The organism is Flavobacterium sp. CHNK8 (genome assembly GCF_019774515.1).
GTDB classification, from domain to species: Bacteria; Bacteroidota; Bacteroidia; order Flavobacteriales; family Flavobacteriaceae; genus Flavobacterium; species Flavobacterium tiangeerense.
Genome location: NZ_CP081492.1, coordinates 194337 through 217705, shown reverse-complemented (window position 1 = coordinate 217705; position 23369 = coordinate 194337). Strand labels below are relative to the sequence as shown.

The 23369-nt window shown below is 36.7% G+C and carries 19 protein-coding genes; 15 read left to right on the top strand and 4 right to left on the bottom strand.

Annotated elements, in window-relative coordinates; all coding sequences use genetic code 11:
* Window position 1 precedes the first annotated feature (1 nt).
* Both K5V07_RS00875 and K5V07_RS00870 read left to right on the top strand, forming a co-directional pair.
* Window positions 2–931 carry a DMT family transporter gene (locus tag K5V07_RS00875; RefSeq protein ID WP_255577397.1) on the top strand — a complete coding sequence of 310 codons (930 nt, stop codon included), beginning with the start codon at window positions 2–4 and terminating at the stop codon, window positions 929–931.
* A 314-nt stretch (window positions 932–1245) separates the two neighbouring features.
* Window positions 1246–1413 (top strand): hypothetical protein, encoded by a 168-nt coding sequence (locus K5V07_RS00870; RefSeq protein ID WP_221915988.1) that lies wholly within the window; start codon window positions 1246–1248, stop codon window positions 1411–1413.
* 70 nt (window positions 1414–1483) lie between these two features.
* Here K5V07_RS00870 and K5V07_RS00865 read toward each other — a convergent pair whose 3' ends face one another.
* Window positions 1484–3547: a M13 family metallopeptidase gene (locus K5V07_RS00865; protein ID WP_221915987.1), complete on the bottom strand. Its 2064-nt coding sequence runs from the start codon at window positions 3545–3547 to the stop codon at window positions 1484–1486.
* Between the two features lie 227 nt (window positions 3548–3774).
* Here K5V07_RS00865 and K5V07_RS00860 point away from each other — a divergent pair, with 227 nt between their 5' ends.
* From K5V07_RS00860 to K5V07_RS00845, 4 genes are all read left to right on the top strand, one after another.
* Window positions 3775–4440 carry an SCO family protein gene (locus K5V07_RS00860; RefSeq protein WP_144893474.1) on the top strand — a complete coding sequence of 222 codons (666 nt, stop codon included), beginning with the start codon at window positions 3775–3777 and terminating at the stop codon, window positions 4438–4440.
* Between the two features lie 146 nt (window positions 4441–4586).
* On the top strand, window positions 4587–4826 hold the full coding sequence (locus K5V07_RS00855; RefSeq protein ID WP_144893476.1) for a FeoA family protein: 240 nt from the start codon (window positions 4587–4589) through the stop codon (window positions 4824–4826).
* On the top strand, window positions 4826–6925 hold the full coding sequence (gene feoB / locus K5V07_RS00850; RefSeq protein WP_221918115.1) for a ferrous iron transport protein B: 2100 nt from the start codon (window positions 4826–4828) through the stop codon (window positions 6923–6925). The genes K5V07_RS00855 and feoB overlap by 1 nt, the downstream gene beginning before the upstream one ends.
* A 100-nt stretch (window positions 6926–7025) precedes the next feature.
* Window positions 7026–9257, top strand: a complete 2232-nt coding sequence (locus K5V07_RS00845) for a TonB-dependent receptor (protein WP_221915986.1) — start codon at window positions 7026–7028, stop codon at window positions 9255–9257.
* A gap of 240 nt (window positions 9258–9497) precedes the next feature.
* Here K5V07_RS00845 and K5V07_RS00840 read toward each other — a convergent pair whose 3' ends face one another.
* Genes K5V07_RS00840 through K5V07_RS00830 form a run of 3 tightly spaced genes read right to left on the bottom strand, consistent with a single transcriptional unit; the run spans window position 9498 to window position 11427 of the window.
* Window positions 9498–9914: a hypothetical protein gene (locus K5V07_RS00840; protein WP_221915985.1), complete on the bottom strand. Its 417-nt coding sequence runs from the start codon at window positions 9912–9914 to the stop codon at window positions 9498–9500.
* 44 nt (window positions 9915–9958) lie between these two features.
* A complete protein-coding gene (locus K5V07_RS00835) occupies window positions 9959–10777 on the bottom strand; it encodes a ZIP family metal transporter (protein WP_113635924.1) in 819 nt (272 codons plus the stop codon).
* Between the two features lie 2 nt (window positions 10778–10779).
* Window positions 10780–11427 carry a metal-dependent transcriptional regulator gene (locus K5V07_RS00830; RefSeq protein WP_221915984.1) on the bottom strand — a complete coding sequence of 216 codons (648 nt, stop codon included), beginning with the start codon at window positions 11425–11427 and terminating at the stop codon, window positions 10780–10782.
* Window positions 11428–11566: 139 nt separating this feature from the next.
* On the opposite strand from K5V07_RS00830, the gene K5V07_RS00825 reads away from it, so the two are divergent.
* From K5V07_RS00825 to K5V07_RS00785, 9 genes are all read left to right on the top strand, one after another.
* Window positions 11567–13828, top strand: coding sequence for a TonB-dependent receptor domain-containing protein (locus K5V07_RS00825; protein WP_221915983.1), 2262 nt, complete (start codon window positions 11567–11569; stop codon window positions 13826–13828).
* Window positions 13829–13859: 31 nt separating this feature from the next.
* Complete coding sequence (locus K5V07_RS00820; RefSeq protein WP_221915982.1) at window positions 13860–15011, top strand: lycopene cyclase family protein; 1152 nt, start codon at window positions 13860–13862, stop codon at window positions 15009–15011.
* 100 nt (window positions 15012–15111) lie between these two features.
* A complete protein-coding gene (locus tag K5V07_RS00815; protein ID WP_114753830.1) occupies window positions 15112–15522 on the top strand; it encodes a BrxA/BrxB family bacilliredoxin in 411 nt (136 codons plus the stop codon).
* A gap of 209 nt (window positions 15523–15731) precedes the next feature.
* Window positions 15732–16517 carry a hypothetical protein gene (locus tag K5V07_RS00810; protein WP_221915981.1) on the top strand — a complete coding sequence of 262 codons (786 nt, stop codon included), beginning with the start codon at window positions 15732–15734 and terminating at the stop codon, window positions 16515–16517.
* A 253-nt stretch (window positions 16518–16770) separates the two neighbouring features.
* Window positions 16771–18138: a rhodanese-related sulfurtransferase gene (locus K5V07_RS00805; protein ID WP_182649772.1), complete on the top strand. Its 1368-nt coding sequence runs from the start codon at window positions 16771–16773 to the stop codon at window positions 18136–18138.
* Between the two features lie 185 nt (window positions 18139–18323).
* Window positions 18324–19679, top strand: coding sequence for a regulatory iron-sulfur-containing complex subunit RicT (locus tag K5V07_RS00800; protein ID WP_221915980.1), 1356 nt, complete (start codon window positions 18324–18326; stop codon window positions 19677–19679).
* Window positions 19663–20142, top strand: coding sequence for a gliding motility lipoprotein GldH (locus K5V07_RS00795; RefSeq protein ID WP_144893501.1), 480 nt, complete (start codon window positions 19663–19665; stop codon window positions 20140–20142). Before K5V07_RS00800 ends, K5V07_RS00795 begins: the two co-directional genes overlap by 17 nt.
* 9 nt (window positions 20143–20151) lie before the next feature.
* Window positions 20152–22461 (top strand): penicillin-binding protein 1A, encoded by a 2310-nt coding sequence (locus K5V07_RS00790; RefSeq protein ID WP_221915979.1) that lies wholly within the window; start codon window positions 20152–20154, stop codon window positions 22459–22461.
* A gap of 161 nt (window positions 22462–22622) precedes the next feature.
* A complete protein-coding gene (locus tag K5V07_RS00785; RefSeq protein ID WP_221915978.1) occupies window positions 22623–23321 on the top strand; it encodes a CoA transferase subunit A in 699 nt (232 codons plus the stop codon).
* Window positions 23322–23369 lie beyond the last annotated feature (48 nt).

The window sequence follows — 23369 nt, the reverse complement described above, 5'->3', positions numbered from 1 at the left end:
AGTGAAAACTAAAATTAAGAACGCTTTTTCGTCAAGAGTAAACGCTATTGGATTGCCTATTTTGGCATTATGTTGGATTAGTTTTTTTTGGGGAACCACTTGGATTGCCTCAAAAGAAGGGGTAAAACACATGCCTGCCTTGCAGCTAGTAGCCATTAGACAATTTTTGGGTGGTGTTATTTATATTTCCTATTTCTTGTTTAAAAAAACGCCTTGGCCAAAAGGCAAACAATGGAATACCATCATTATACTGAGTATTCTAAACTTTGTTCTGAGTAATGCATTAAGTACTTGGGGCGTTAAGTACATCAGCAGTGGTCTTGGTGCCATAATTGGTGCGTGTGTCCCGTTGTGGATTGTCATTATCTCTTTCTTTCAAGGAGAGCGCTTGTCTAAGTTTTCTATTCTGGGTTTGATTATAAGTTTTAGTGGTGTTTGTATTATTTTTTATGATCATTTAAGTGATTTTTTGATTCCAGATTTTAAATTTGGTATCATAATCTCCATCATTTCCACTTTGACATGGGCATTTGGAACCTTGTATACAAAGCAAAAAGCAGCTAGTTTTAATCCGTACTTTAGTTTAGGAATTCAAATGTTCTTGTCTAGTATTTTAGTGTTTGCTTATACGGGTGCAGCAGGAATATCGGTTCCATTGCATGAGATACCAGCTATTTCATGGTGGTCTATTGCGTATTTAGTTATTTTTGGATCGGTACTTACCTTTATTGCCTTTATTTATGCGCTGCAACATTTACCCGCATCTATCAGTAGTGTCTACTCCTACATCAACCCTATTATTGCTGTTTTGCTTGGTGCTATTATTTTTGGGGAAACCCTAAATGCAGCCATTGCCATAGGTGGTAGCGTAACTTTATTTGGGTTGTATTTAGTTAATTACGCCTTGCGAAAAGCACGCGCAAAAGAATAAAACCACCAATAATTTACAACAATTATTCTTGATTTTAGGAGCAGGCATGCATCTTAGCCAGTCGTTTTGTCCTGCTGTACGCTACAATCTCCTGTGCCATCCCGAAGTTTCGGGATAACAAAGCAGGATTTCCACTCCCATCAGGGCTATAAAGGACATATAGGTTTTCAGTACAAAGGTAAACCCAAGCGCCCCACTATGGCACGATACAAAATCCGAAGAAGGTCATCGTTAGGTACGAAAGCGAGACACCTAACCCGTTTTAGAAACCTGTTAGGTGTTCATAAATCCCATTTGCTGTTTTTGTAATGAAAATGAAACAGACTCTCGTAGCCCCGATGGAAGCGGCATCTCCCGATTTAGAAAAACAAGGCTTTTTTGCCGTAGTTTTTATTTATCGGGAATACAGCGCACAGCGGGACGAGTTGTGTACGGAGCAAAAAAATGCTGCTCCTAAAAAACAACAGCGTTCCTCTCTTTAAAATTTGACTTTTAGGCACAAAAAAACCCATTCGCCTTAACGAATGGGTTTTGCATTTATAAGATACTGAATTACCAGATTCTTACACGTTTTTCAGGTGCAATGTACATACCATCATTTTCTTTGATATCAAAAGCTTGATAAAAAGTATCGATGTTTTGCAAAGGCACATACGCACGGTACATTCCTGGAGAGTGCGGATCTGTTTTTACTTGGTTTTTCAAAGCCTCATCACGCATTTTAGAACGCCAGATCGTTGACCAAGAAATGAAGAAACGCTGCTCCGGTGTGTAACCATCAATCAAGCCTGGATTTCCGTTTTCTTTCAAGTACAATTGTAAACCGTCATAAGCCGCATTTACACCTCCTAAATCACCAATATTTTCTCCCAATGTAAATTTACCATCTACAAAAGTCCCTGGAATTGGCTCCAATGCGCTGTACTGTGCCGCTAAAGCTCCTGTTAAAGCCGAGAATTGTTTTAAATCGTCAGCAGTCCACCAATCAACTAAGTTTCCGTCAGCGTTGTAACGTGATCCTGAATCGTCAAAACCATGTGAAATTTCGTGACCAATAACGCCACCAATTCCGCCATAATTTACAGCTTCATCAGCTTGGTAGTTGTAAAACGGTGGTTGTAAGATAGCTGCTGGGAAAACAATCTCATTATTTGATGGGTTGTAATAGGCATTTACCGTTTGTGGTGACATGCCCCAACGCTCTTTATCAACTGGTTTGTTCAACTCAGCGATATTTTCTTGAAAACGCCATTTAGCCATGCTCAAAGCATTTTCAAAATAGCTTCCGCCTTCTTCTGGACTCTTGATTGTTAAAGCAGAATAATCTTTCCACTTGTCAGGATATCCAATTTTGATTCGGGATTTGTTCAATTTAGCCAAGGCGCTTACCTTAGTTTCAGCTGACATCCATGACAAATTGTTAATTCTATTTTCGAAAGCACGGAAGATGTTTTTGATCATTTTTTCTGCTTTGGCTTTGGCCTCAGCTGGAAATTTTTTCTCTACATATAATTTTCCTAAAGCTTCACCTACAGCACCATTGATGGTTTGCAACGCTCTTTCGTCACGTGGTCTTTGGCTTACCGCACCTGTTAAGGTTTTCCCGTAAAACTCAAAGTTGGCGTTTTCAATATCGGTAGACAATTGGCTTGATGCTCTGTTCAATAAACTCCAACGCATGTAAGCTTTCCACTCATCAACTTTGTTTTCTTTCAACATAGTTTCAAGCGCCACCATGTATTTAGGTTGTGATACAATTACGGTATCAACTTTAGCCAAACCAATTTTTGTGAAGTAATTATTCCAGTTGATTGATGGCGTTAATTTACTTAATTCAGCCAAAGTCATTGGGTTGTATGACTTACGACGGTCTCTGCGCTCTACTCTGTCTAATCTTGGTTTAGACATGGCAATTTCAAGCGCTAAAATTTTCTCTGCATTTGCTTGAGCTACCGCTGGCTTATCGCCAAGAAACTGTAACATTTTAGCAACGTGAAGGACGTATTTTGCACGTTTTTCTTTAGAATCGGCATCTTCAGAAACGTAATAATCTCTATCTGGCAAACCTACTCCACCTGGACCTACATTAATTACATTTCGACTGCTATTTTTAGCATCAGTACCTACACCTGCTCCCATAAACCCAATACCACCTATTGGCTCCATTTCGATCAATAATGCTTCAAGATCTTTTGCATTTTTAACCGCATCAATTTTTTTAAGGAAAGGTTTCAATGGCGCAATTCCCATTTTGTTACGACCAACTGTATCTAAAATAGACTTGTACAAATTAATCGCTTTACCTTGATCGGTATTTGATTTGTAAGTTGGGTTTGTAGCTGCTTCTTTTAAAATAGCTAACGCATCCGCATCTGTTCTTTGACGTAATTCATCAAAACTTCCCCAACGGGTTCTGTCCGCAGGAATGGCAGTGTTGTCTAACCAAGTTCCATTCACATAACGAAAGAAATCGTTACTTGGCTTTACCTTTTTATCCATGTAATTCACATTAATCCCTGGTTCTTTAACCGTAGGATTACTTTGGGCTTGACCCACTGCAAAAGCCATCATTGCAGGAATCACAAAAAGCAATTGCTTATTGTTGGTTTTTTTCATTTTATTTAGTTTTTTAGTTAAGTAAACAAAGCTATTAATAAATAGTATGATAATATAAGTTCCCAAAGATTATCACAAAACATTTCTTTTTGACACAAAAATTTGAAAAAGGTTTAAACCCTGCAGCCTTTTTTTTATCTAAAAACAAGTTTCCACTAAAAATAAAACTCTGTTAATTACAATACAAAACAATTTACGATTGTGTATTTTTGCACCAAAATAAAACCATGTTAGAAATCTTAAAAAAATACCGATTATTTATTGGGGTTTTCATTGTGCTTTCAGCAATCATTTTATCCCTTTTCTACTCGGCATTAAAGCCTGCAAAGTCACTTCCCATTTACAATCCAGCTGATGTGAATCCAGAGTTGGTAGATAGTACCGTACAATACAAAAGTAAATACCACACCATAGCTGATTTTTCATTTGTAAACCAAAATGGAAAAACCATTACACAAAAAGATTATGAAGGAAAAGTCTATGTAGCTGATTTCTTTTTTACAACTTGTGGCTCCATTTGCCCAAAAATGTCAGTGAATCTAGAGGGAATTCAAAAAGCTTTCGCCAACAATCCTAAAGTGAAATTATTATCTCATACCGTTTTCCCAGAGACGGATAGCGTTCCTGTTTTAAAGGCTTACGCCAAAAAACATAATGTGGACGATGCCAAATGGAATTTAGTTACCGGTGATAAAAAAGAAATCTATGCCATGGCTAGAAAATCCTACTTGGCTGTAAAACTGGGTAAACCAAGTGAATTATACGATATGGTGCATACTGAAAATTTTGTTTTAGTTGACACCAAAAAAAGAGTTCGGGGCTTTTATGACGGTACTAATAAAGAGGATATGAAGCGCTTGATAGAAGATATTCATTTTTTAATCCAAGAATAATTTTAATCAATCTTACATTTACACACACAATACATTTAATACAACTGTTTTAGGCTAGCTATTGAAGGTTAATAATTGTTACTTCAATAAGTTGTGTTTGCTGTAAAATGTGTATTTTTGCAATCTTAATTCAATCTAAATAAGTTTTGCTTACTACCATATATTCCTTAAAAAAAGGCGAAAAAGCCATAATTAAAGACTTTGATATCGATGCCGTTCCATTAAAATTATTGGAAATGGGTTGCTTACCAGGGAATCAAGTTGCGTTGTTACAAATTGCTCCATTTGGAGATCCTTTGTACTTAGACATCAATGGTTCACATGTAGCCATACGTATAGAAACAGCCAAAGAAATAGAAGTTGACATTATAAAAACCAACTTATGATAAGCAAGCAAAACATTAACGTTGCATTGATAGGCAATCCTAATGTTGGGAAAACCTCGGTATTCAATCAGCTAACGGGATTAAACCAACAGGTAGGAAACTATCCTGGAATAACTGTTGAGAAAAAAATAGGTTTCTGCAAATTACCTAATAATATCAAAGCTAATATCCTAGACTTACCCGGCACCTACAGCCTTAATGCAAGCTCTATTGATGAAAATGTTGTTATCGAATTATTGCTAAATAAAAACGACAAGTTATATCCTGATGTAGCGCTTGTGGTTACAGATGTGGAGAATTTAAAACGAAACTTGTTACTTTTTACGCAGATAAAAGATCTTGAAATTCCGACGATTCTTGTCATCAATATGGCTGATAGAATGAAGTTTAAAGGAATCTCACTTGACATACCGTATTTAGAGCAACATTTAAACACCAAAATTGCCTTAGTTAGTTCACGTAAAGGCTACGGAATTGAAGAATTGAAGCAGTTAATTGTGAGTTTCAAAACCATTTCGAGCGAACCTTGTTTGAATGCTTCGGTTATTGATCCGGATTATTTCAATAGTTTACGCAAAGCATTTCCCAATCAGCTTTTATACAAATTATGGTTGGTGATTACGCAGGATGTGAACTTTTTGAACTTGGATAGAAATGAAATTCGAAGTTCTTTTACCAAATCACATTCTGATTTAAAGCGTTTACAGCAAAAGGAAACCATCAAACGCTATCAATTTATTAACGATGTTTTGAAAGTAGGTTTAAAAGTAGATAGCAGCGTTGCCAAAGATTACCGCAGCCAGCTTGATCGCGTACTTACGCACAAAGTTTGGGGATATGCGATTTTCTTTTTGATTTTGTTTGTTATCTTTCAATCTATATTTGAATGGTCAAAAATTCCGATGGATTTTATTGACGCCTCTTTCGCATCTTTGAGTTCACTTGCCGCAGAACAATTACCAGCTGGAGTTTTAACCGATTTGATTTCGCAAGGAATTATTCCTGGTATTGGAGGAATTTTAATTTTTATACCCCAAATTGCCTTCTTGTTTATGTTTATTTCCATCCTTGAAGAAAGCGGTTACATGAGCCGTGTGGTGTTTTTGATGGATAAAATCATGCGCAAATTTGGCCTTTCAGGTAAAAGTGTAGTGCCACTTATTTCTGGAACTGCCTGTGCTATTCCAGCAATTATGGCAACCCGTAATATCGAAAACTGGAAAGAACGATTGATCACCATCTTAGTTACACCATTTACCACTTGTTCAGCTAGACTGCCCGTTTACGCCATTATTATTGCACTTGTTATTCCTGACGAACGCTTGTTTGGTTTCTTGAACATGCAAGGAATGACCTTGATGTTGCTGTATTTGTTAGGATTTGGAATGGCTATTTTCTCGGCTTACATCTTGAATAAAATATTGAAAATTCAAAGTAAAACGTATTTTGTAGTTGAAATGCCGAATTACAAATTGCCTTTGTTTAAAAATGTAGGTATCAACGTAATCGAAAAAACGAAAGCGTTTATATTTGGCGCGGGTAAAATTATACTTGCCATTTCGATAGTGCTTTGGTTTTTAGCTTCATACGGACCGGGAGAAAAATTCAACAAAGCAGAACAAATTGTTACCCAAAACACCATCAACAAACCATTATCGCCTGCTGATTTTGAAAATGCAGTTGCCTCACAAAAGCTAGAAAACTCCTATATTGGAATCATGGGAAAAGCAATCGAACCAGTTATTTCACCGTTAGGTTACGACTGGAAAATAGGTATTGCTATTATCAGTTCGTTTGCAGCTAGAGAAGTTTTTGTGGGAACATTAGCCACCATTTACAGTGTAGGCGGTAGCGAAAACGAAGTCACGATCAAGAACAAAATGGCTGCCGAAATCAATCCGGTGACTGGAGAAAAGATTTTTAACTTTGCCTCCGGAATCTCATTACTATTGTTTTACGCCTTTGCCATGCAATGTGCCAGCACGCTTGCGGTAACTAAAAAAGAAACCAATTCATGGAAATGGCCTGCAGGACAATTAATTTTTATGTCTGGTTTTGCTTATGCGGTAGCCCTAGTTGCCTATCAGATCCTAAAATAAAATAGTGAACAAACGTTAAACTTCTATTTTTTATTATTCTTAATTTGTCTAAATAAGATTTGCATTTTACCTTTGCACCGTAGAATTAATCTAAATAAAAATGACAAGAAATTTAGTAACACTTGCACTCTTAGCTTCGGTAACCATATTTGCGCAAGAAAAAGAGCTAACTCAAGCACAAAAAGACAGCATTGCAAGAGCATCTTCCTTAAGCATTGATTTGCAGCCAGTTATTATTACCCCTTTTAAACAAAGTCCCGAAAGACAGCCAGAGGTAAAAGGAACAGTTATTTTTTCGGGAAAAAAGAACGAAGTTTTAAAATTATCTGCCTTTACCTCTAACTTGACTACCAACAATGCGCGCGAAGTGTTCTCACGTGTTCCAGGTGTTACTGTTTGGGAAAATGAAGGATCTGGAATTCAAATTAACATCGGAGTTCGTGGTTTAAGTCCAAACCGTAGCTGGGAATTGAATACCAGACAAAACGGTTATGACATTTCATCAGATGTATTTGGCTACCCAGAAGCGTATTACAACCCACCTTTAGAAGCAGTAGAAAATATTGAACTAGTTCGTGGTGGTGCTTCGTTGCAATTTGGACCTCAGTTTGGCGGAATGGTGAACTACGTTTTAAAACGCGAGCAAAACAAAAAATTCAGCTTTGAAACTCAAAACACAGCCGGAAGCTATAACTTAATGAGTAGTTACAACGCTATTGGTGGTAAAATAAACAAGTTTTCTTATTATGCATACAACCACTCTCGTAGTGCCGATGGATGGAGAGAAAACAGCCAATATAAAGTACGTAACTCACATGTATTTTTAGAATATGCCTTCACAGAAAAAACCAAACTAGCAGCAGAATACACCAATATGGATTACCAAATGCAACAAGCAGGTGGTTTGACTGATGCGCAATTTTCTGAAAATTCCAGAAAATCTTTTAGAGAAAGAAACTGGTTTGGAACTCCTTGGAATTTGTTTGCGTTAACACTAGATACGCAATTATCTCCTTCTATTAAATCGAATACTAAACTTTTTGGTTTAATTGGAGAAAGAAATAGTGTTGGAAATACAGCAACACCAAACATTCCTGACGCTAACGGCAATAGAAGAGTTGACCGCGATTTTTACAAAAATTTCGGAATTGAAAACAGAAACACTTATACCTACACCCTAGGCAAAAATAAAAACACTTTGGCATTTGGAGTTCGTGCTTACCAAGCACAAACACAAAGACAACAAGAAGGAGCAGGAACTACAGGATCTGACTTCGACTTAAGTACTTCAGCAAAATACCCAAGAGACTTGCAATTTAAAACTCAAAACATTGCTTTTTTTGCCGAAAACCAATTTAAGGTGACCGATAAATGGAGTGTTGTTCCTGGAGTTCGTTTTGAGCACATCACCGCTGATGGAGAAGGTCGTTTTACAGTTAATACTGCCGGAAATGACGTTCCATTTGAAAGCAAACAAATGGTTAGAAACAAACCCTTATTTGGATTAGGAATGGAGTATAAATTAGGAGCAACAAACTTGTACGGAAATATTACACAAGCATATAGACCTGTTTTATTCTCAGATATTACACCACCTACTATAACTGATGTGATAGACCCAAACTTAAAAGATGCTTCAGGATATAATGCTGATTTAGGATATCGCGGTGTTGTAAAAGGATTTTTGAACTTCGATTTTAGTGTGTTCTACTTGAGCTACAACAACCGTGTTGGTGGCGTAAGACAATTTAAAAATAATGATGTCCCATCACAAGGTACTTTCTTGTTTAGAACGAACCTAGGAGAAACCATAAACAAAGGAATTGAAGGTTTTGTAAACGTAAATATCACTAAATATTTTGGTGTCGAAAAAACTTTCGGAAACGTTGATTTATTTGTAACGACTAGTTTTATTGATTCTCGTTATATTGATTTTCAAGTACCTTCTGGACCTGGATCAGCTATTGCAACGACTAACTTAAGAGGTAATCGTGTTGAAAACGCGCCACGTTACATTCACAATGTAGGTTTGAGCTATAGTACTGACCACTTTTCGTCTACCTTGCAATACAAAACCTCAGGTAAAGTGTTTACAGATGCTAACAACACAGTAACTCCATCTGCAAATGGTTTAACAGGGCTTTTAGACGGTTACCAGATAATGGATTTATCAGCAGAATACAAGTTCCTAAAGAACTACAATATTAGATCTGGAATTAACAACGTATTGAACAAAGATTATGCAACCAGACGTGCGGGAGGTTATCCTGGACCGGGTATATTACCTGGTGAAGGAAGAACTTTCTTTATATCGGTTGGGGCAAAATTCTAGTTCTAAAGCGTTACTAAAACAATAAAAATCAAGGAATACAGCAAAACTTTGTATTTCCTTTAACTCAAAAAAGCAACCGGTATCGGTTGCTTTTTCTTATTTTTACAAAATGGATATTCAAGAAATTTTAGCTTTTTGTGCGCTAGCTGTAGCACTGGGTTTTCTCATCAAAAAATTCTTTTTCAAAAAGAAAAGATCGGATAAAAATTGTGGAAGTGGCGATTGCGGCTGTAGTTAATTTTATTTTAAATATTCAATTTTTAAGTAATAATCTTCTGGATCAACCTTGCTTCCTTCTTTTGGATATGGCAAAATACTAACACTTTTTAGATTTCTTTGCTTTTCAGGTAAATATTTACAAAACCATAATTTATTTTCTTCTTGATTTTTCATCGAAAAATTCATGGTACTCTCCTCTACTATTTTTGAATCTTTATAAACCGAAATTATCGCAGTTGCCTCTCCCGCCCAAATGCAGTTGAGTCCGTCTGGGCAACGAGAATCAGAGATTACTTCTTTCAATACCAACTGAAATCCTTTCTGATTAGGACATACTTTTTGCTTTATGCTCACGGACTTAACCTTTTCAGATTTTGGGCTTTGCGCCAAAGCCAAACAACTAATCAACATAAATAGGTATAGAATTGACTTTTTCATACGTTACGTATTTAAAATTACTAATTTGTAAAACTACTAAATTCCTAACCTAAAGCCACATCCAAAACCATCATTACGATAAATCCACCAACGAAGCCCAGCGTGGCAATATCGGTGTTCTTATCCTGTTGTGTTTCCGGTATCACCTCTTCTACCACTACAAAAATCATCGCACCCGCTGCAAAAGCTAATGCATACGGCAAAATAGGTGTAAAAAAAGTAACTGCAAATGCACCTAAAACTGCGGCAACTGGCTCCACTAGTGCTGAAGATTGTCCATACATAAAACTTTTCCATCGGCTCATTCCCATTCGTCGCAACGGCATAGCAACGGCGATTCCTTCTGGAAAATTCTGAATTCCAATTCCTATCGCTAAAGTTACAGCTCCAGCAATAGAAGCTTCTGGAATCCCAGCGGCAACACCACCAAAGAGAACTCCAACCGCCAATCCTTCAGGAATGTTGTGTAAGGTGATAGCAGAGACTAACAAAGTAGTACGTTGCCATGGTGATTTGATTCCTTCGGTAACTTTAAAATTGATGTGCAAATGCGGTAACACTTTATCAATTCCGAAAATGAAAAGCGCACCAAGAAAAAAACCAAAAGCTGCTGGAATCACTTTTGCGAATCCTTCACCACCTGTCATCTCTATGGCTGGTGCCAATAAACTCCAAAAACTGGCCGCAACCATAACGCCTCCAGTAAAACCAAGCATTCCGTCAAGAACGGTTCTATTCATAGTTTTAAACATAAAAACAAAGGAAGCTCCTAACGCGGTTAGAAACCAAGTGAACAAACTCGCATACAAAGCGGCTAATATTGGATCGATACTCGTGAAATAATCTACTATAGATTGAAACATAATTATTTGATATATAAATTACTGGCTATTTTATTTGAAATGGTTATTTCTTTGGTTCCAACGCGAATTCGGAAAGAGGAATCAAAACTTTCCTTTTCCATAATTTCAATTTGGGAACCCAAAGCAATTTCCTGTTTGTCTAAATATTTTAAAAAATCAGAAGAAGTATCTTTAACACCCACACAAATCCCAATTTGGTTTTTCTCAAATTCAGAGAGCAGTTGTTTTTCTACTTTTATAATTCTTCCATTAGCATCAGGAATGGGATCGCCATGCGGATCTTCGGTAGGATTTCCAAGGAAATCATCTAATTTATTGATCAGTTTTTCCGACTTAATGTGTTCTAATTGTTCAGCAATGTCGTGTACCTCATCCCAAGAAAAATCCAATTTCTCCACGAGAAAACATTCCCAAAGTCGGTGTTTTCTAACGATCATCTTCGCCGCTAATTTTCCTTTATCAGTAAGGGAAACGCCTTGGTATTTTACGTAGTTTACAAAATCTTTTTCGGAGAGTTTCTTGAGCATATCAGTAACGGATGATGCTTTGGTTTCCATTTTTTCAGCAATGGCATTGGTGCTAACATCAGCATCTGAAACCCAAGTTAAGTGGTAAATGGTCTTGAGGTAATTTTCTTCTGAAAAAGTCATTTGATTTAAATTGAATGTATACCTTTTTTTGATTTCATATTTCTAAAAATACAAATTAAGTTATTGACACAAATGTAATTAAAAAATTTGTTTTGCAAAATATAATTTTTAGGTTTGTCTAAAATTTAATTTATAAACAATGAAAATATTAATTCCAATCCTCTTATTGCTAGTCTTTAACTTTGGCTACAGCCAAGAAAAGACAAGTGTTTCCGGATATGTTTGGTCAGAAAAAAAAGGAATTACGGATGCTCGTGTTTTTCTAATTGGGACAAAATACATCACCGAAACGGATAGCTTGGGGCAGTTCAGTATTACAAATATTGCTGAAGGAAATTATAAAATTCAAATTATAGCTGAAGGTTTTCAACCTTTAACAAAGAATATAATCGTCAAAATTAATGCAAACAACGTTTTGAATTTCGAACTTGAAAGTACTGAAAATCAACTAGACGAAGTGGTGGTTTCAGGCACGCTAAAACCTGTTAAAAGGTTGGAAAATCCTGTTCCTGTTGAGATTATTTCGGCTGCTTTTTTAAAACAAAACCCAACCAGCAATGTTTTGGATGCCTTGCAAAACGTAAACGGTTTAAGACCTCAAAATAATTGTAATGTTTGTAATACGGGTGACATTCGCATTAACGGACTTGACGGTCCGTACACCATGGTAACTATTGACGGGATGCCTATTGTGAGCGCTCTCGGCACCGTTTACGGGCTTTCGGGCATTCCTAATGCAATGATTGATAATATAGAAGTGGTCAAAGGCGCTGCGTCTACCCTGTATGGCAGTGAGGCAGTAGGCGGTTTGATTAACATTATTACTAAAAAACCGTTTGCAGTTCCTTTATTTACAGCTGATGTTTTTACTACATCTTGGCTCGAAACGAATGTTGACCTTGGTTATAAAACCAATATTGGCTCCAAGACTACTGCTCTATTTGGTGTAAATTACTTCACTTACAACAATCCCATTGACAACAACAATGACAATTTTACCGATGTTTCTTTGCAAAACAGAGCTTCTTTTTTCTCTAAAATAAACATCAACAGAGCTTATAAAAAAGAACTTAGCCTTGTATCTCGCTACCTTTATGAAGACCGCTGGGGCGGAGAAATGCAATGGAACAAGAGTTTTAGAGGCGGAGACCAAGTGTATGGCGAAAGCATTTACACTTCGCGTTACGAATTTCTAGGAAAATACGAGCTTCCTGTAGCCGAAAAAATGTTCTTTCAATTTTCAGTTATTGGTCATGACCAAAACTCCGTTTATGGCAATTCTACTTTTTTGGCCAATCAGAAAATAGCATTTGGCCAATTCATTTGGGACAAAAACTGGAATAACCACTCCGTACTTTTTGGTACGGCACTTCGATATCAATTCTATAATGACAACACGCCCGCAACAGCAAGCGGGAATCATTCTAAAATCTACAGTGCTTTTGCTCAAGATGAAATCACCCACAACGAAAAAATCAGCACACTAATTGGCTTACGTTACGATTACAATGACAATCACGGCTCCATTTTTACACCTCGTTTTGCATTTAAATTCAAACCAACGCCAACAGCTATTTTACGATTCAATTTTGGTACAGGTTTTAGAATCGTAAACCTTTTTACCGAAGATCATCAAGCTTTGTCTGGCGCTCGAGAAGTCGTGATTCAATCTAACCTCAAACCAGAAACCTCATACAACCTAAACTTAAATTATCTGAAAAAATTCAAATTGACCAATGCAGGCGTGGTTAATCTTGAATTGGCGTCTTGGTACACTTATTTCACCAACCGAATTTTTGCGAACTACGACATCAACCCAAATCAAATAATTTATGATAATTTAAACGGCAACTCTACTATTTTCGGACTCAGCGCCAATGCTGATTGGGTTAGCCCGTTTGGGCTCAAAGCCAACCTTGGAACCAGTTATTATGATGCCATGACCACACAAGATGGCGTTAATTTGAGACCATTATTTACAGAAAGATACAGTATAAGTTGGGGATTTAGTTATGATATTACAAACTGGTTTTTATCTTTTGATTATACAGGAAATCTAACTGGACCCATGCGTTTGCCGTTACTAAGCGAACTAGACCCGCGTCGAGAAATTTCTAGACCATATAGTATTCAGAACATACAAATGACTTTCAAAAAAATTCATAATCTGGAGTTGTACACCGGTATCAAAAACCTGCTTAATTGGACCCCAAACCGCGGAAATCCGTTTTTGATAGCTCGCGCCAATGATCCTTTTGATAAAAATGTACAAGTTAACAATTCAGGAGCGGTAATCCCTACGGCCGATAATCCATTCGCACTCACTTTTGACCCTACTTATGCATACGGACCCAATCAAGAAAGACGTTTTTTTATCGGTCTGCGTTATCATTTTGATTAATTTTTTGCTCCTAAAGTTGTATTTTTGAGCCATGAGACACTACGATTATATTTTTACTGGCGCGGGACTTTCGGCTTTAATGACGGTTTACAAAATGATTCAATCAGAATCGTTTGCAGATAAAAGTATTTTATTATTGGATGAAAACTCCAAAAAAACCAATGACAGAACCTGGTGTTTCTGGAAAACAACCGATTCACTTTGGGAACCAGCTATTTCTAAAAAATGGAATTCGGCTTTGTTTGCTAATGCAGTTTTCCGCAGGGATTTAGACTTGCAACCGTATCACTACAATATGGTGAAAGGACTTGATTTTTACAATCAAGTTTTTGATTTGCTTTCGAAACAAACAAACGTCACTTTCTTGAATCAGAAAGTCTTGACTATTGAAGAATCCGAAACTATAATTTTAGTACAAACGGAAAGCGAATCTTTTTCGTGCTCTAAATTATTCAATAGTATTTACCACAAACAAAAAGCAGAAAGCCAGACTAAATATCCCGTTTTACAACAGCACTTTATAGGTTGGTTTATTAAAAGTGAGCAGGCTGTTTTCAATAATGAGCAAGCCACGTTCATGGATTTTTCGGTAGCACAAAAAGGAAATACCCGTTTTATGTATGTGTTGCCCACCTCTAAAACCGAAGCTTTACTGGAATACACTTTATTTTCGCACCAACATTTAAAAAAAGAAGAATACGAAAACGAAATCCAACAATACATCGAAAAGCTGGGGATTACGAACTACGAAATCGTTGAAAAAGAACAAGGCAGCATCCCGATGACGTGTTATCCTTTTTGGAAAGCCAATACTAAAAACGTGATCAACATTGGTACTTCTGGCGGTTGGACCAAAGCAAGTACGGGTTACACGTTCAAAAATTCCGATAAAAAATCAAGTGAATTGGTAGCCTTTTTACAAAGAGAAACCGACTTTACTAAATTTCATAAAAAAACCAAATTCTGGTTTTATGATTTGCTGTTGTTAGACATTTTAGATAGAAACAACGAATTGGGTTCTCACATTTTTTCTTCGATGTTCAAAAAAGGAAATCCAGCCGTTATCTTTAAATTTTTGGACGAAGAAACCACTTTAATTGAAGATATTCAGGTTATTTTAAAATGTCCGAAAATGTTGTTTATCAAAGCCATTTTTCATGTGGCCGCCAAAGCCCTAAAATAACAATCAAACTATAACAAAACTTTATAATTGAAGTTCTGTTCTTGAATGTAAACTTTGTAACTTTGCAGGACTTAATTACTAATGATTTAAAATAAAAGATATGTATCCAGAAGAAATGGTAAAACCAATGCAGGCAGAACTTACTGCAGCAGGTTTTCAAGATTTACATAGTGCCGAAGCAGTAGAAAACGCATTAAAAGCAGAAGGAACAACCCTTGTAGTTGTAAACTCGGTTTGTGGTTGTGCTGCACGTAATGCACGCCCCGGAGCAAAAATGAGTTTAGAAGGTGGTAAAAAACCAGATCAATTAATTACTGTTTTTGCAGGAGTTGATAAAGATGCCGTTGATGCTGCAAGACAACACATGTTCCCTTTTCCTCCATCATCGCCAAGTATGGCTTTGTTCAAAAACGGAGAATTAGTACACATGCTAGAGCGTCACCACATTGAAGGTCGCCCAGCAGAACTAATTGCTGAAAACCTAAGAGACGCTTTCAACGAGTATTGCTAATACCTGATAAAGTATAGATTTTAAAACCACGTTTCGGCGTGGTTTTTTTATTTGGAGCTACTTCCAGCTATTCGTTTCAATCTTTTTTTCCGCTAAAAAGCGGATAAAAAAGGATTTCCACTGCTATCTGGGCTATAAGATATTTTGTGCTAAAAAGATGTATATATTTGCTGAACTTAACTAATTTTTTACAAATTTAAAAAACCACAATGGAGAAAATAAAATGCAAACATTTGGATTGCAAAGACACAGTTTATTCGAATGATTTATGTAAGTTTCACATTGATGGAGGAGTATTTGGTACAGGCGAAACTTATGAACAATATCAAGTTTTAGAAGAAGATTTTATAAATTTCATAAAAATCATTCCTCTGAGTGACAATAGGAATATGATAGTTTGTTCTCCCGTACTTAGAGATTTAATTATTCGGTGCTGTGTTCAAATCGAAATTTTTTTTAAAGAATGGGCAAAATTTGAATGCGCTAAAGATGATACTTTAGAATTAGCTCATATTTATAATAAAGGAGGTAAAGGTGTTCGAAACTGGAACATAAGACACTACCATTATTTTAAGAATAAATATATTGATGAAAGGGCACTTTACGTTCGAGAGCTCAACATAAAAATAAACCCTTTTAGTACATGGGAAGTCAATTCACCTCCACAATGGTGGCAAGTTTATAACTCTATAAAACACGGTGGCTTAAATAGTGGAAATGAATGTAATTTAGATAATACGCTTAAATCTTTATCCGCACTATTTTTATTACACTGCGCAAACAACTATTCCAGAAGATATTTAGAACAATTTAATTCTATCAAAGCAGTGCAGAAAACTTTTGGTAAGATAATAATCAATTTTGACCGAATTAAAACTCCTTTAGACTCAAAAAAATATCTTTTCCAAGATGTGTTTGGCTCTGCTAGATCATTAGAAATCAGTGATGCAGAAGAAATACTATTGCGGGCAAATAGAAATGGAAAAAATGTTTAAACAATTTATCTCTATTAACCACAACTCCGCTAGCCCAGATTGAAGCGGCATCCTGTTGTTGTAGCGATAGCGAAAACAAGAGATATAGCGGAAAGCTGGAAATAGCTCCAAGAAAAACAAACCAATAAGACTTTTAGGAAAATTGAGAATCTATTTATTGATTGCGAACCTTAGTCCCTTTAAAACTTTGCGCCTCTGAACCTTTTTAACTACTTTTGCAAAAAATATATTTCTCACTTAAACTGTTTATAGCATGCAACTGTACAACACCTTAAGCGCAGAGGAAAGAGCCATCATGATTGATGATGCCGGAAAACAAAGACTCACTTTGTCGTTCTATGCTTATGCGCAAATTCAAGATCCAACTCAATTTCGAAACGATTTATTCCGCGCTTGGGATCCTTTAGTAGTTCTAGGCCGAATTTATGTCGCCAAAGAAGGTATCAATGCACAATTATCATTGCCTGCCGATAATTTTTATGCTTTCAAGGACACGCTTGAAGCATACGATTTCATGAAAGGGATGCGCTTGAATATTGCGGTGGAGCATGACGATCACTCGTTTTTGAAACTAACGATTAAGGTGCGTGACAAAATTGTAGCTGATGGCTTGAACGATGAAACTTTTGATGTAACCAACATAGGCGTACACCTAAAAGCGAAGGAGTTCAACGAAATTCTTGATGATCCCAACACAATTGTAGTCGATTTTAGAAACCACTACGAGAGTGAAATTGGCTACTTTAAAGGCGCCATCACTCCTGATGTAGATACGTTTAGAGAATCGTTGCCAATTATTAATGAGCAATTAAAAGACTTTAAGGAAGATAAAAACTTGGTGATGTATTGCACTGGCGGAATTCGTTGCGAAAAAGCATCGGCTTACTTTAAACACCAAGGCTTCAAGAATGTTTTTCAGCTGGAAGGTGGTATTATCAACTACGCCAAGCAAATAAAGGAAGAAAATCTAGAGAGCAAATTTATAGGTAAAAACTTTGTTTTTGACCACCGCTTGGGCGAACGCATTACAGATGATATTGTTTCGCAATGCCATCAATGTGGTACGCCTTGTGATGTGCATACCAATTGTGAAAATGAGGGTTGTCATTTGCTTTTTATTCAGTGTGATTCTTGCAAAGAAAAAATGTACGGTTGCTGTTCTGCTGAATGCGCTACGATTATTCACTTGCCCGAAGAGGAGCAAAAAGCCATTCGTCGCGGTATTAAAAATGGAAATAAGATTTTCAAAAAAGGAAAATCTGACAAGCTCCTTTTCAAAAATAATGCAGATCCTTTGGCAGCTATTCCCGACTTGAGTGAATTGGCAAAAATAAAGCCGATTGCAAAAAAAGCAGTAAAAATCAAGAAAGAATATCTCGGTAAAGGCGCTCATTTTTTCCCGAAGTCAAATGTTGGACAATTTTTCATTGAAGAAAATGAGTTGAAAATTGGCGATACCGTATTGATAAAAGGGAGTACTACTGGAGAACAAATTCTAAAAATCGAGAAAATGATGGTCAATGACACCGCACAACAAAAAGCCGTTGCTGGCGATACGTGCACGTTTCAACTCCCATTCCGAATTCGATTGTCTGATAAATTATACCGCGTTTTAGAGTAAACCTCGAACGCTACATGGACTATTACCAACCCATTACAATTTAAATTGTAATGGGTTTTTTAGTATAAATTTATGAATTATTGCTCTAAATTGGCGTTGTTCCATAAAATTAAAAAATACTATCTTTACACATTAAACGTTTTAAGAACTTAAGTTGTGCTCGTCACAACACTACATATAAGATTATGGCATGTACAAGTTGTTCAACTTCTGATGGTGGCGCACCTAAGGGTTGTAAAAATAATGGGACTTGCGGCACCGATAGCTGCAATAAATTAACGGTTTTTGATTGGCTTTCGAATATGAGTTTGCCTAATGGCGACGCCCCTTTTGACTGTGTTGAAGTACGTTTTAAAAACGGACGAAAAGAATTTTACCGCAATACTGAAAAATTAACCTTGAGCATGGGAGACATCGTTGCTACGGTTGCTTCTCCGGGTCATGATATTGGAATTGTTACCTTGACAGGTGAGTTGGTTCGTATTCAAATGAAGAAAAAAGGAGCTAATCCTTCTAGCAATGAAATCCCAAAAATTTACAGAAAAGCATCTCAAAAAGACATTGATATTTGGTCTACTGCTCGCGATAAGGAAGAGCCTATGAAAGTTCGCGCACGTGAACTTGCCATTGCTCAAAAACTAGAAATGAAAATTTCGGATATTGAATTTCAAGGAGACGGATCAAAAGCTACTTTTTATTACACCGCAAATGATCGTATTGACTTTAGAGCATTAATCAAAGATTTCGCAAAAGAATTCAGCACCCGTATTGAAATGAAACAAGTAGGTTTCCGTCAAGAAGCTGCGCGTTTAGGCGGGATTGGCTCTTGCGGAAGAGAGTTATGTTGCTCGACTTGGTTGACTGATTTTAGAAGTGTAAATACCTCAGCTGCACGTTACCAACAACTGTCTTTGAATCCACAAAAACTAGCAGGACAATGCGGTAAACTGAAGTGTTGCTTGAACTATGAGCTAGACACGTACATGGATGCCTTGAAGCATTTTCCTGATTTTGACACGAAACTAGTTACTGAAAAAGGAGATGCGATTTGCCAAAAACAGGACATCTTTAAAGGGCTTATGTGGTTTGCCTATACCAATAATTTTGCTAATTGGCATGTACTAAAAATTGATCAAGTCAAAGAAATCATTGCCGAAAACAAGTTAAAAAACAAAGTTTCCTGCCTAGAAGATTATGCTATTGAAGTTATTGTTGAACCAGAGAAAAACTTTAACAATGCTATGGGTCAAGAAAGTTTAACGCGATTTGACCAACCTAAACCAAGGAAGAAAAATAATAAAAAACGCAAACCTACTAGCGAAAACGCCATTGTAGCAAATGCAGGTAAACCGGCTGCTAACAAAATAACCAGCAATAAACCAGCAAATACAACAAATACAGCAAAACCTGCTAATAAAATAACCAATAACAAACCCGCAAATACGGCAAGACCTAACAATAACCGTCCTGCTCCTGCTGATAAAAAACCAGCAGAACCCCGCAAACCAATAATTATTACAAAAAATGTGGATAAGAAATAGCACCATACTCTTTTTGGTTACGATACTCTTCTTTTCTTGTGACAAAAAAAGGAGTTTTGATGAATACCACTCAGTGGGCAATGCATGGCATAAAGACAGTACTGTTACCTTTAACTTACCTATACTTGACTCTACGAAACGCTACAACTTGTTTGTAAACTTGAGGGCAAATAACAATTATCAATTCAATAATTTGTTTTTGATTGTTGCCATGGAATTGCCTAATGGATTTACCAAAGTTGATACACTAGAATACCAGATGGCTGATGTTGATGGAACACTTTTAGGAGATGGGTTTTCGGATATTAAGGAAAGTAAACTTTTTTATAAAGAGAATGTGAGGTTACGTTCAAAATACAAAGTACACATTAAGCAAGCAGTACGAGAAAACGGAAAAGTCCCTGGTGTAACAGCCCTTAACGGAATTACCGAAGTAGGATTTAGAATTGAAAAAAAAGAATAAATTAGTATTATGGCTATCAAAAAAAACAACAACCCAACAAGAAACGATGATAAAAGCATCGCGTATTATCAAAAGAAATTTTGGAAAATATTCTTCATAGGTTTAGGAAGCGTAGGCTTATTTTTCCTCTTTGCTTCTTGGGGATTGTTTGGCTCCATGCCTTCCTTTGAAGACTTAGAGAATCCGGATTCTAACCTAGCTACCGAAGTTATTTCGGCTGATGGTGTGGTCATTGGTAAGTATTTCGAAAAAAACAGGTCTCAATTAAAATACTCTGATTTACCAAAAAACCTGGTTCAGGCCCTAGTAGCTACTGAAGATGCTCGTTTTTACGAACATTCTGGAATTGACGGTAGAGGAACCTTAAGAGCCATTTCAAGTTTTGGAACAAGCGGAGGAGCGAGTACGTTGACACAGCAGTTAGCCAAACAACTTTTTCATGGTGAAGGTTCAAAATTTTTGCCATTTCGAATTGTTCAAAAAATAAAAGAATGGATTATTGCTATTCGTTTAGAAAGACAATACACAAAAAATGAAATCATTGCCATGTACTGCAATGTGTATGATTTTGGAAACAATTCTGTTGGAGTAAGTTCTGCTGCCAAAACGTATTTTTCTAAGGAGCCAAAGGATCTAACAATTAGTGAATCAGCAATATTAGTGGGAATGTTTAAAAATTCTGGTTTGTACAATCCTATCAGAAATCCAGAAGGTGTGACAAACCGCAGAAATGTAGTGCTTTTGCAAATGGAAAAAGCCAATATCATCTCTACATCAGAAAAAGAAAGATTGCAAAGCTTACCTATAAAATTAAACTTCAAACTCGAAACACACAAAGACGGAACTGCTACCTATTTTAGAGAGTACTTGCGTGATTACATGAAGAAATGGGTTGAAGAAAATAAAAAACCAGACGGTACTGATTACGACATTTACAAAGATGGTCTTAAAATTTATACCACTATTGATAGCAGAATGCAGTTGCATGCCGAAGAAGCTGTAAAAGCGCACATGGCCAACTTGCAAGAGGAATTTTTTATTCAATCAAAAGATAATAAAAACGCACCATTTGTAAACATTTCAACTGTAGAAACGCAGCGTATTATCAACCAAGCTATGAAATCTTCTAGCCGCTGGTCTATCATGAAATCATTGGATAAAACCGACGAAGAAATCATAAAGTCTTTTAGCGAAAAAACTAAAATGAAAATCTTTACCTGGAAGGGCGAACGCGATACCATCATGACGCCGCTTGACTCTATCCGTTATTATAAACACTTTTTACAAGCTGGGTTAATGGCCATGGAGCCACAAACCGGTAACATCAAAGCTTGGGTAGGCGGTATTAATTACAAATATTTTCAGTACGATCACGTGGGTCAAGGAGCTAGACAAGTAGGATCTACTTTCAAACCGTTTGTTTATGCTACTGCTATCGAACAGTTGAATATGTCGCCATGTGACTCTATTGTTGATGGTCCGTTTGTGATTCGTAAAGGGCGTCACCACGTAACCGAAGATTGGGAACCAAAAAACTCTGATAACAAGTACCGCGGAATGGTAACCTTAAAAAGAGGTTTGGCAAACTCAATCAATACCGTATCAGCTAAATTAATTGACAAAGTTGGTCCTGAAGCCGTTATTGATTTAACGCATAAATTGGGAGTAAAATCAGAAATTGTTACCCAGCCATCTATAGCACTTGGTGCCGTAGAAATAACCGTTCAAGATATGGTAGCTGCATACAGTACCTTTGCTAATCAAGGTGTGTATAGAAAACCTCAATTTATAACTAAAATAGAAGATAAAAGTGGTGTAGTAATTTACGAACCTATTCCAGAATCACACGATGTACTGAATAAAGACATTGCATATGCTGTTGTAAAATTACTCGAAGGTGTAACCGAAGGCGGTTCAGGTGACCGTTTGCGTACAACCGGAGGTGGTAATGGAGACAACCGTTGGACGGGTTACCCTTATTCATTCAGAAACCCAATTGCTGGAAAAACAGGAACTACACAAAATCAATCTGACGGTTGGTTTATGGGAATGGTACCTAACTTAGTTACCGGAGTTTGGGTAGGTTGCGAAGACCGTTCTGCACGTTTCAAGAGTATCACTTATGGTCAAGGAGCAACAGCAGCTTTACCAGTTTGGGGTTATTTCATGAAACTTTGTTACGAAGATCCAGCGCTCAAAGTATCCAAAGAACCTTTTGAAAGACCAAACAATCTTTCTATCAAAGTAGATTGTTATGTGCCGAAAAAAGTAGTAGACACGACTGCTGTAGAGCAAGATACAGAAGAATTTGAATTGTAAAATTTTCATTTGGAGCTAATCCAGCAATACGTTGCAATCTTTTTAAAAGCGATGAAAAATCACTTTTAAAAAGGATTTTCACTATTATCTGGGCTAGGGCAATCGTACTTAAAACTCAATTCATCAATAGATTAAAATTCGATAAATAGCACCTTATTTTTATGATTAACAAAAAAGTAAATACCGTTCAAGATGCACTTCAAGGCATTGAAAATGGCATGACTATCATGCTAGGCGGTTTTGGATTATGTGGAATTCCAGAAAATAGTATTGCCGAATTGGTTCAAAAAAATGTAACCGATTTAACCTGTATTTCAAACAATGCCGGTGTAGATGATTTTGGACTTGGACTGCTTTTGCAAAAGCGCCAAATCAAAAAAATGATCTCATCGTATGTGGGTGAGAATGCCGAGTTTGAACGTCAAATGCTATCAGGCGAACTAGAAGTAGAATTGACACCTCAAGGAACTTTGGCAGAAAAGTGCCGTGCTGCACAAGCCGGAATTCCTGCTTTTTTTACGCCAGCAGGTTACGGAACTGAAGTGGCTGAAGGAAAAGAAGTTCGCGAGTTTAATGGTAAAATGCATATCATGGAACTCGCTTACAAAGCTGATTTTGCTATAGTAAAAGCTTGGAAAGGTGATGAAGCAGGGAATTTGATTTTTAAAGGAACTGCCCGTAATTTTAATTCTAGTATGGCTGGAGCTGCAAAAATTACCATTGCCGAAGTAGAAGAACTTTTGCCCGTAGGCGCATTAGACCCTAACGAAATCCACATTCCTGGAATTATGGTACAACGCATTTTTCAAGGAGAAACGTTTGAGAAAAGAATTGAACAACGAACTGTGAGACAAAAGTAGTATTCAGTATGCAAAGAATTATATGGACTTCATTTTATGATTTAAGTA

Coding starts and splice junctions, on each gene's coding strand:
- K5V07_RS00870 (WP_221915988.1), top strand. CDS start 1,246: ATGAAACAGACTCTCGTAGCCCCGATGGAAGCGGCATCTCCCGATTTA.
- K5V07_RS00865 (WP_221915987.1), bottom strand. CDS start 3,547: ATGAAAAAAACCAACAATAAGCAATTGCTTTTTGTGATTCCTGCAATG.
- K5V07_RS00860 (WP_144893474.1), top strand. CDS start 3,775: ATGTTAGAAATCTTAAAAAAATACCGATTATTTATTGGGGTTTTCATT.
- K5V07_RS00845 (WP_221915986.1), top strand. CDS start 7,026: ATGACAAGAAATTTAGTAACACTTGCACTCTTAGCTTCGGTAACCATA.
- K5V07_RS00840 (WP_221915985.1), bottom strand. CDS start 9,914: ATGAAAAAGTCAATTCTATACCTATTTATGTTGATTAGTTGTTTGGCT.
- K5V07_RS00835 (WP_113635924.1), bottom strand. CDS start 10,777: ATGTTTCAATCTATAGTAGATTATTTCACGAGTATCGATCCAATATTA.
- K5V07_RS00830 (WP_221915984.1), bottom strand. CDS start 11,427: ATGACTTTTTCAGAAGAAAATTACCTCAAGACCATTTACCACTTAACT.
- K5V07_RS00825 (WP_221915983.1), top strand. CDS start 11,567: ATGAAAATATTAATTCCAATCCTCTTATTGCTAGTCTTTAACTTTGGC.
- K5V07_RS00820 (WP_221915982.1), top strand. CDS start 13,860: ATGAGACACTACGATTATATTTTTACTGGCGCGGGACTTTCGGCTTTA.
- K5V07_RS00815 (WP_114753830.1), top strand. CDS start 15,112: ATGTATCCAGAAGAAATGGTAAAACCAATGCAGGCAGAACTTACTGCA.
- K5V07_RS00810 (WP_221915981.1), top strand. CDS start 15,732: ATGGAGAAAATAAAATGCAAACATTTGGATTGCAAAGACACAGTTTAT.
- K5V07_RS00805 (WP_182649772.1), top strand. CDS start 16,771: ATGCAACTGTACAACACCTTAAGCGCAGAGGAAAGAGCCATCATGATT.
- K5V07_RS00800 (WP_221915980.1), top strand. CDS start 18,324: ATGGCATGTACAAGTTGTTCAACTTCTGATGGTGGCGCACCTAAGGGT.
- K5V07_RS00795 (WP_144893501.1), top strand. CDS start 19,663: ATGTGGATAAGAAATAGCACCATACTCTTTTTGGTTACGATACTCTTC.
- K5V07_RS00790 (WP_221915979.1), top strand. CDS start 20,152: ATGGCTATCAAAAAAAACAACAACCCAACAAGAAACGATGATAAAAGC.
- K5V07_RS00785 (WP_221915978.1), top strand. CDS start 22,623: ATGATTAACAAAAAAGTAAATACCGTTCAAGATGCACTTCAAGGCATT.